Raw genomic sequence first — 8,732 nt, forward strand, 5'->3', positions numbered from 1 at the left:
ATCCCGGCCGAAGCGGCCGCGCCGCGCCGGATCGCCGACGCGCCCGCGCCGAAGCCGGCCGAACGCACGCGCATCCCGACCGACACGGCCGCGGCAGTCGCGGACGCGGTGAAGTCGCGCATCGAGCGGATCGTCAACGACACGGTGATGAACGAGCTCGGCGCGCTGCGCGGGATGATGGAAGAGCAGTTCGACAGCCTGATGTGGCACGAACGCCAGCGCCGCAGCCCCGTGCACGGCGCGCTGACGAAACACCTGTTCGCGGCTGGCTTCTCCGCGCAGCTCGTACGGATGATGGTCGACAACCTGCCGCAGGGCGACGGCGAGCAGACCTTCGAGCAGGCGGCCGAATGGGCGCAGACGGTGCTCGCGGCGAACCTGCCGGTGCTCGAAAGCGAAGACGCGCTGATGGAGCGTGGCGGCGTGTTCGCGTTGATGGGCCCGACGGGCGTCGGCAAGACGACGACCACCGCGAAGCTCGCCGCGCGTTGCGTGATGCGCTTCGGCGCGAGCAAGGTCGCGCTGCTCACGACCGACAGCTACCGGATCGGCGGGCACGAGCAATTGCGGATCTTCGGCCGGATCCTCGGCGTGCCCGTGCATGCGGTGAAGGACGCGGGCGATCTCGAGCTCGCGCTGTCCGAGCTGCGCAACAAGCACATCGTGCTGATCGACACGATCGGCATGAGCCAGCGCGACCGCGCGGTATCCGACCAGATCGCGATGCTGCACGGCGCGAACACGCCGGTGCAGCGTCTGCTGTTGCTCAACGCGACGAGCCACGGCGACACGCTCAACGAGGTCGTGCAGGCGTACCGCAGCGCGGGCGACCATCCGGACCTCGCCGGCTGCGTGCTCACGAAGCTCGACGAGGCGACCCATCTCGGCGGCGTGCTCGACACGGTGATCCGCTACAAGCTGCCCGTCCACTACGTGTCGACCGGCCAGAAGGTGCCGGAGAACCTGTACGTCGCGACGAAGAAATTCCTGATGAAGAGTGCGTTCTGTGTGCCGCGCGACGGCTCGCCCTTCGTGCCGCACGACGAGGACATGCCGACGCTGCTTTCCGCGCTGACCGCACGTTCCACCGCCGAGCTGCACGAGGTGCGCTTTGGATAAACGCATGGTCGATCAGGCTGAAGGATTGCGGCGCCTGCTGGCCGGGCGCGCGTCGAGAATCGTCGCGGTCGCGGGCGGGCCGGCGGGCGTCGGCTGCACGTCGACCGTCGTGAACCTCGCCGCCGCGCTCGCGTCGCTCGGCAAGGATGTGCTCGTCGTCGACGAGCGTGCCGACGTGCACTCGGTCGCCGCGACGCTCGCCGGCGCATGGCTGCGCGACGGCGAACGCACGCGGGTCGCCGCCGGGTTCGCCGTGTGCGCGGCCGCGCGGCTCGCGCGTGCCGGCTACAGCGACGCGCAGCTGAGCGATTTCGTCGACGGACCGGCCGACATCGTGCTCGTCGATGCGCAGCCCGAAGCGAACGGCGCGTTCTCGGCCCTCGCACGCGAAGCGCACGACGTGCTGATCGTCACGCGGGTCGCCGCGCACGCGATCACCGAGGCGTACGCGCACATGAAGCGGCTGCATTACGCGCATGCGATCGCGCAGTTCCGCGTGTTGACCAACCACGTCGGCAGCCACGCCGACGCGAAGACGGCCTACGACAACCTCGCGGGCGTCGCGAGCCGCTACCTGGCGGTGTCGATCGCCGACGCCGGTTGCGTGAGCGCCGATCCGCTCGTCGAGCATGCGCGTGAGCTCGTGCGCACGGCGGTCGACGCGTTCCCGTCGACGCCGGCCGCACGCGATTACCGGCAGATTGCCGCCGACCTGCTGTACTGGCCGCTGCGCCCGAGGCCCGGCGCGGGCCCGATCCGCGCGGGCGGCAGCCCGTCGTTCGAGGCGGGCGCGGCACACGCCGCGTGAGCGCCACCGGAAGGAGAGAGCCATGATGTACAACGCTCAAGGAAAGATTTCCCAGGCCGACGTGCTCGCGCAATACGCGCCGCTCGTGCGCCGCCTGGGCCTGCAGCTCGTCGCGAAGATGCCGGCGAGCGTCGACCTCGACGACCTGATCCAGGCCGGCATGATCGGCCTGATGGACGCGGCCGGCCGCTACAAGGAAGACCAGGGCGCGCAGTTCGAGACCTACGCGACGCAGCGGATCCGCGGCGCGATGCTCGACGAGCTGCGCAGCAACGACTGGCTGCCGCGCAGCCTGCGCAAGACGTCGCGCGAGGTCGAGCAGGCCGTGCACCAGGTCGAGCAGCAGCTCGGCCGCGCGGCAAGCGAGGCGGAGATCGCGAAGCACCTGGAGATGCCGCTCGGCGATTACCAGGGGATGCTGCAGGACCTGCACGGCAGCCAGCTCATCTATTACGAGGATTTCGACCGCGCGGCCGACGACGAGCCGTTCCTCGACCGCTATCGCGTCGATCACGCCGATCCGCTGTCGGCGCTGCTCGACGAGCACCTGCGCGAGGCGCTCGTCGAGGCGATCGAGCGGCTGCCGGAACGCGAGAAGCTGCTGATGTCGCTGTACTACGAGCGGGGTCTGAATCTGCGCGAGATCGGCGCGGTGCTCGAGGTCAGCGAATCGCGCGTGTGCCAGCTGCACAGCCAGGCGGTCGCGCGGCTGCGCGCGCGATTGCGCGAGCAGGCGTGGGTCGGCGCGGAAACCTGACCCCTTTAGCGGCGCGCGCCGCGTTGCGCGCGTGCTGGTCGCAGCTCGCGCTTGCCGCGCCGATCGCGCAACTTTCGCGCCGATTTGCTACAATCCCACCCGTTTTCCGAGGAGCGTTGCGACGGGCCATCCAGCGTCCGCCAGGCTCGGAAAGCTTCACCAAGCGGTCGGGCCGCGGCGCAATGCGCCGGCCGCCGCTTCCTGAACGGCGCTCACGTCACCAATCTAGAAATTTTTTAGAAAGGAGGGCGTGATGAACGCCATCGTCGATTCCAAAGCTTCCAACGATTATCTCGTCGCCGATATGGCACTTGCCGGCTGGGGCCGCAAGGAGCTGAACATCGCCGAGACCGAAATGCCGGGCCTCGTGCAGATTCGCGACGAATACAAGGCGCAGCAGCCGCTGAAGGGCGCGCGCATCGCCGGTTCGCTGCACATGACGATCCAGACCGGCGTGCTGATCGAGACGCTGAAGGCGCTCGGCGCGGACGTTCGCTGGGCCTCGTGCAACATCTTCTCGACGCAGGATCACGCCGCTGCCGCGATCGTCGAAGCCGGCACGCCGGTGTTCGCGTTCAAGGGCGAGTCGCTCGACGAGTACTGGGAGTTCTCGCACCGCATCTTCGAATGGCCGAACGGCGAATTCGCGAACATGATCCTCGACGACGGCGGCGATGCCACGCTGCTGCTGATCCTCGGCTCGAAGGCCGAGAAGGATCGCTCGGTGATCGCCAAGCCGACCAACGAGGAAGAAGTCGCGCTGTACAAGTCGATCGCGAAGCATCTCGACGCCGACCCGACCTGGTACTCGACGCGCCTCGCGCACATCAAGGGCGTGACCGAAGAAACCACGACCGGCGTGCACCGCCTGTACCAGATGGAAAAGGACGGCCGCCTGCCGTTCCCGGCGTTCAACGTGAACGATTCGGTCACGAAGTCGAAGTTCGACAACCTGTACGGCTGCCGCGAGTCGCTCGTCGACGGCATCAAGCGCGCGACCGACGTGATGATCGCGGGCAAGGTTGCGGTCGTCGCGGGTTACGGCGACGTGGGCAAGGGCTGCGCGCAGTCGCTGCGCGGCCTGGGCGCGACCGTGTGGGTCACCGAAATCGATCCGATCTGCGCGCTGCAGGCGGCGATGGAAGGCTACCGCGTCGTGACGATGGAATACGCGGCCGACAAGGCCGACCTCTTCGTGACGGCGACCGGCAACTTCCACGTGATCAACCACGATCACATGAAGGCGATGCGCCATAACGCGATCGTCTGCAACATTGGCCACTTCGACTCGGAAATCGACGTCGCGTCGACCCGCCAGTACCAGTGGGAAAACATCAAGCCGCAGGTCGACCACATCATCTTCCCGGACGGCAAGCGCGTGATCCTGCTGGCCGAAGGCCGCCTCGTGAACCTCGGCTGCGCGACCGGCCACCCGTCGTTCGTGATGTCGAACTCGTTCGCGAACCAGACGCTCGCGCAGATCGAGCTGTTCGTGCGCGGCGGCGAGTACGAGAACAAGGTGTACGTGCTGCCGAAGCACCTCGACGAAAAGGTCGCGCGCCTGCACCTCGCGCGCATCGGCGCGAACCTGTCGGTGCTGTCGGACGAGCAGGCTTCGTACATCGGCGTCGCGAAGGAAGGCCCGTTCAAGCCGAACCACTACCGCTACTGATGCGGCGCAAGCCGCCGTTCGCCGGGGGCGGGCCGGGCCGCGCAGCGATGCGCGACACGGTGCGGGCCCGGCGGGGCGGCGGCCTGCAGACAGGCGGCCGCGCGCAGTCCGGCGCGGCCGCCGTTCCGTCATCCGGGCAGTCGCACGCGGCCCGAGCGGCGCAAGCCGAACGGTCCTGACCGGCCTCAGGAGCCCCGAGCGGGCCTCTTGGGCCGGCCCTCCAGGCGGGCCCCACGATCATCAACCGAGAACCGGAGCATTACATGAGCATCATCCTCACCTGGATCATCAATGCCCTCGCGCTGCTGATCATCACGTACCTCGTGCCGTCGATCCACATCAAGAGCTTCGGCACCGCGCTGATCATCGCGGTCGTGCTCGGCCTCATCAACGCGGTGATCCGTCCGGTACTGATCCTGCTGACGCTGCCTGTCACGGTCGTCACGCTCGGGCTGTTCATCCTCGTCGTGAACGCGCTGTGCTTCTGGTTCGCGTCGTCGCTGCTGAAGGGCTTCGAGGTGTCCGGGTTCTGGTCCGCGTTCTTCGGTTCGATCCTGTACAGCATCGTGTCGTGGCTGCTGTCCGCCCTGATCTTCGGCCAGCGCAACATCGGCTGAACGGGTTGCCATTCCCATCATGAAACCGATCGAACTCTCGTTTGAATTCTTCCCGCCGAAGACGGCGGAAGGCGTCGAGAAACTGCGCGCGACCCGCGCGCAACTGCTGCCGCTGAAGCCGAAATTCGTCTCCGTGACGTTCGGCGCCGGCGGCTCGACGCAGCAGGGCACGCTCGATACCGTGCTCGACATGCAGAAGGACGGCCTCGAGGCCGCGCCGCACCTGTCGTGCATCGGCTCGTCGAAGGACAGCCTGCGCGCGATCCTCGACCAGTACCGCTCGCACGGCATCCGCCACATCGTTGCGTTGCGCGGCGACCTGCCGTCCGGCATGGGCGAGGTCGGCGAGCTGCGCTATGCGTCGGAGCTCGTCAGCTTCATCCGCGCCGAGCATGGCGACTGGTTCCACATCGAGGTTGCCGCGTATCCGGAATACCATCCGCAGGCGCGCTCGCCGAAGGCCGATCTCGAGAACTTCGCGCGCAAGGTGAAGGCCGGCGCGAATTCCGCGATCACGCAGTATTTCTTCAACGCGGACGCGTATTTCCGCTTCGTCGACGACGTGCGCAAGCTCGGCGTCGAGGTGCCGATCGTGCCGGGCATCATGCCGATCACGAACTTCTCGCAACTGATGCGTTTTTCCGAGATGTGCGGCGCCGAAGTGCCGCGCTGGATCGCGCGCCGGCTCGAGAGCTTCGGCGACGACCGCGAAGCGATTCGCGCGTTCGGCGCGGACGTCGTCACGGGCCTGTGCCAGCGCCTGCTCGACGCGGGCGTGCCGGGGCTGCATTTCTATACGCTGAACGGCGCGGCCGCGACGAAGACGATCTGCGAACGGCTCGGCTAAGCCACGCTCGCGCGCCGCTTGGCGGCCGCAGACCACACGACCCCGCCCGGCGTTGCCCGGCGGGGTTTTTCTTTGGCGCTGCGTCAGCGCCCCGCCTGCATCAGCGGCGGGCGGCGGTCGAACCACGGCCGCGCCTGTTCGAGCTGGCGCGCGAGCTTCAGCAGCAGCGCATCGTCGCCGTGGCGCGCGGCGAACTGCACGCCGATCGGCAGGCCGCGCGCGTTCCAGTAGAGCGGTACCGACATCGCGGGCTGGCCGGTCAGGTTGAAGAGCTCGGTGCAGCCGGCCCACGCGAACGCCTTCTGCGACGCCTTCGCAAGCATCTCCTTCAGCAGCGGCTTGATCGGCAGCGCCGCGAGCACCTTCATCTGCGCATGCTCGAACGGCGTCGGCTGCAGCTCGCCGATCTTGACGGGCGGCCCCGCGAGCGACGCGCACAGGATCACGTCGTAGCGCGCGGCGAGGCCCGTGACCTGCACGGTGAGCTGGCGCTGCCACTCGAGCACGTCCGGCAGCCGCGTGCGCGCGAGCCGCCGGCCGACGACGGCCATTGCCCACGTCGCCGCCTCGAATTCATTGCGGCGCGGTGTACGGCCCGTCAGCTGCCGTGCGCCGAGCACCATTTCCTCGGCGATCGTCGCCCACAGCGTCAGGAAGGTTTCGCCGGCCCGTGCGTAGTCGACGTTCAGCGTCGCCGGTTCGACGTGATGGCCGAGCGATGCGACGAGCGCGGCCGCGTCGTCGAGCGCCGCGCGCGTGTCGGCGGCCAGCGCCGGGGCCAGCATCGGGTCGGCGATGACGCCGATCCGTAGCGCGGCGGGCGGCGTGTCGAGTGCGCCGAGGAACGTGCCCGGTGCGCCGCCCGGCAGCGTCTGGCCGGTCGTCACGTCGAGCAGCAGCGCACTGTCGCGCACGCTGCGCGCAACCGCATGCTGGACGACGAGGTCGCCGCTCATCGGCAGGTCGACGAGCGCCGGGTTGCGGCTCGGCTTCAGGCCGAACAGCCCGCAGCACGACGCCGGGATGCGGATCGACCCGCCGCCGTCGGACGCGTGCGCGAGCGGCACGATTCCAGCCGCGACGGCGGCGGCCGCGCCGCCGCTCGAGCCGCCGGGCGTGTGGTCGAGGTTCCACGGGTTGCGGCACGCGCCGAACAGTTCGGGCTCCGTGTACGGCATCTGGCCGATCTCGGACGTGTTGGTCTTGCCGAATACGTTGAATCCCGCCGCGCGGCTCTTCGCGATCAGCGGCGAATCGGCGTCAGGCGCGTAGTACCGGTAGTGCCGGCTGCCCATCGACAGCGGCAGCCCCGCGACCGCCGCGCCGAGGTCCTTGACGAGGTAGGGCACGCCGGCGAACGGGCCGGCAGCGTCGTGCAGCGTCGCGGCGCGCTCGCGGGCGGCATCGTAGTCCTGCAGCACGATCGCGTTGATCGCGGGATTGACCGCTTCGGCCTGCCCGATCGCGGCATCGATCAGTTCGCGCGGGCTCACCTTGCGTTGGCGGACGAGATCGGCGAGCCCGATCGCGTCGTGGGCGAGATAGTCCGAATGCATCGCTGTCACCCCCGGTGTGACGTGTCGTGATGAAAAGGGGGCGGGCGCGGGCCCCGCGCGTGGGCCGGGCCCGCCGCCGGTTTTGTCAAAGATGCTCGGCGAGGAACGTCAGCGTGCGGCCGTGCGCGAGCGCCGCCGCGCGCTGGTTGTACGACGCGCGGTCCGTGCAGTTGAAGCCGTGCTCGGCGCCCGGATACAGGTGGAACGCGGCGTTGTCGCGGCCGGCGAACGCGGCCTTGACCTGGCCGACGGCCTCGGGCGGAATCGCGTGGTCGTTCTCCGCGTAATGGAACAGGATCGGCCGCGTGACCTGGTCCGCGACGTCGAGCGCGTTCTGGATGCCGCCGCCGTAATACGCGACTGCCGCATCGATCTTGCCGGTCGCGGCCGCGCGATACGCGAGCTGACCGCCGAAGCAGTAGCCGATCGCGGCGACCTTGCCGGCGACTTCGGCGCGCGCGCGCAGCGCGTCGGCCGCCGCACCGATGTCCGCGACCGCGAGCTTCACATCGGTCTTCTTCATCAGCTCGATGCCTTTGTCGCGGTCCGCGCCTTCGTAGGTCAGCTCGACGCGCGGCTGCGTGCGCCAGAACACGTCCGGCGCGAGCGCGACGTAGCCGTCGGCCGCGTACTGGTCGGCGACCGCGCGGATGTGCGAATTCACGCCGAAGATCTCCTGGATGATGATGACGGCAGGGCCCTTGCCGCGCTTCGGCAGCGCGAGATAGCCGCCAAAGCTGTCGTTACCGGCCGGGATGTCGATCCATTGAGCAGTCACGTTGAACTCCTGACGAGCGAGGCGGCGTCGCGCACGCCTCGGCAATGAGAAAAAGGGGGCAGCCTAGTGTGCCACCAATCACCGTGCACTGCAGCGCGCGGCGCGCGGCGCCGGCTTCTCGCGCAGCGATCGTTCCGTTCAGGATTATTCATTTTTCGGTCGCGCGACGCTTCGGTACAGTCGAACGCGTCTCCCTGCTTGTCACCCGGCTTGTCACCCTGTTTACAACACGCTTTCGCGCGTCACCGAAGGATCGTTCCCATGTCAGTCCGCTCCCTGTCCACACCGTTCGCCGAACGCTTCGGCCTGCGCCTGCCGCTCGTGCAGGCGCCGATGGTCGGCGCGACCACGTCCGCGATGGTCGCCGCCGCGTCGAATGCCGGCGCGCTCGGCAGTCTCGGCGCAGCCGCGTTCGCGCCCGAGCGCCTCGCCGACGAAGTCGCGCAGATCCGCGCGGCCACTGACCGGCCGTTTGCGGTCAACCTGTTCGTGCTGCAGGACGTGACGCCCGACGCGGCGACGCTCGCGCGCGCGCTCGCGGCGATCGATCCGCTCAACGCCGCGCTCGGCCTGCCGCC

General features: G+C 68.7%; 9 protein-coding genes and 1 riboswitch. Of the genes, 7 read left to right on the forward strand and 2 right to left on the reverse strand.

Annotated elements, in window-relative coordinates:
* From flhF to metF, 6 genes are all read left to right on the forward strand, one after another.
* A partial coding sequence (flhF, locus tag G3N94_RS37830) for a flagellar biosynthesis protein FlhF (protein ID WP_241022306.1) occupies window positions 1–1,119 on the forward strand: 1,119 nt, incomplete at its 5' end.
* Window positions 1,112–1,927: a MinD/ParA family protein gene (locus G3N94_RS37835; RefSeq protein ID WP_205799329.1), complete on the forward strand. Its 816-nt coding sequence runs from the start codon at window positions 1,112–1,114 to the stop codon at window positions 1,925–1,927. The genes flhF and G3N94_RS37835, both read left to right, overlap by 8 nt.
* 22 nt (window positions 1,928–1,949) lie before the next feature.
* The gene (locus G3N94_RS37840; RefSeq protein WP_205799330.1) at window positions 1,950–2,684 is read left to right on the forward strand and encodes an RNA polymerase sigma factor FliA; all 735 of its coding nucleotides are present in this window, start codon (window positions 1,950–1,952) and stop codon (window positions 2,682–2,684) included.
* A gap of 102 nt (window positions 2,685–2,786) precedes the next feature.
* Window positions 2,787–2,905, forward strand: a riboswitch (S-adenosyl-L-homocysteine riboswitch).
* Window positions 2,906–2,937: 32 nt separating this feature from the next.
* Entirely contained in the window at window positions 2,938–4,356 is a 1,419-nt protein-coding gene (ahcY, locus tag G3N94_RS37845) for an adenosylhomocysteinase (protein WP_205799331.1), read from the forward strand.
* Window positions 4,357–4,619: 263 nt separating this feature from the next.
* The gene (locus G3N94_RS37850; protein WP_205799332.1) at window positions 4,620–4,973 is read left to right on the forward strand and encodes a phage holin family protein; all 354 of its coding nucleotides are present in this window, start codon (window positions 4,620–4,622) and stop codon (window positions 4,971–4,973) included.
* A 19-nt stretch (window positions 4,974–4,992) separates the two neighbouring features.
* A complete protein-coding gene (metF, locus tag G3N94_RS37855; protein WP_205799333.1) occupies window positions 4,993–5,820 on the forward strand; it encodes a methylenetetrahydrofolate reductase [NAD(P)H] in 828 nt (275 codons plus the stop codon).
* Between the two features lie 83 nt (window positions 5,821–5,903).
* Here the strand turns inward: metF and G3N94_RS37860 are convergent, their stop codons facing one another.
* Window positions 5,904–7,376, reverse strand: a complete 1,473-nt coding sequence (locus G3N94_RS37860; protein WP_205799334.1) for an amidase family protein — start codon at window positions 7,374–7,376, stop codon at window positions 5,904–5,906.
* 85 nt (window positions 7,377–7,461) lie between these two features.
* A complete protein-coding gene (locus G3N94_RS37865; RefSeq protein ID WP_205799335.1) occupies window positions 7,462–8,154 on the reverse strand; it encodes a dienelactone hydrolase family protein in 693 nt (230 codons plus the stop codon).
* Window positions 8,155–8,415: 261 nt separating this feature from the next.
* Between G3N94_RS37865 and G3N94_RS37870 the strand changes: the two genes are divergently transcribed.
* Window positions 8,416–8,732: nitronate monooxygenase (locus G3N94_RS37870; protein WP_205799336.1), on the forward strand; the 317-nt coding region annotated here is incomplete at its 3' end.

Origin of the sequence: Burkholderia sp. Ac-20353 (genome assembly GCF_017104785.1) — a bacterium.
Lineage (GTDB): Bacteria > Pseudomonadota > Gammaproteobacteria > Burkholderiales > Burkholderiaceae > Burkholderia.

Excerpts from the sequence above, each read along its gene's own strand:
- G3N94_RS37840 (WP_205799330.1), top strand. The coding sequence starts at position 1,950 with ATGATGTACAACGCTCAAGGAAAGATTTCCCAGGCCGACGTGCTCGCG.
- G3N94_RS37860 (WP_205799334.1), bottom strand. The coding sequence starts at position 7,376 with ATGCATTCGGACTATCTCGCCCACGACGCGATCGGGCTCGCCGATCTC.
- metF (WP_205799333.1), top strand. The coding sequence starts at position 4,993 with ATGAAACCGATCGAACTCTCGTTTGAATTCTTCCCGCCGAAGACGGCG.
- ahcY (WP_205799331.1), top strand. The coding sequence starts at position 2,938 with ATGAACGCCATCGTCGATTCCAAAGCTTCCAACGATTATCTCGTCGCC.
- G3N94_RS37850 (WP_205799332.1), top strand. The coding sequence starts at position 4,620 with ATGAGCATCATCCTCACCTGGATCATCAATGCCCTCGCGCTGCTGATC.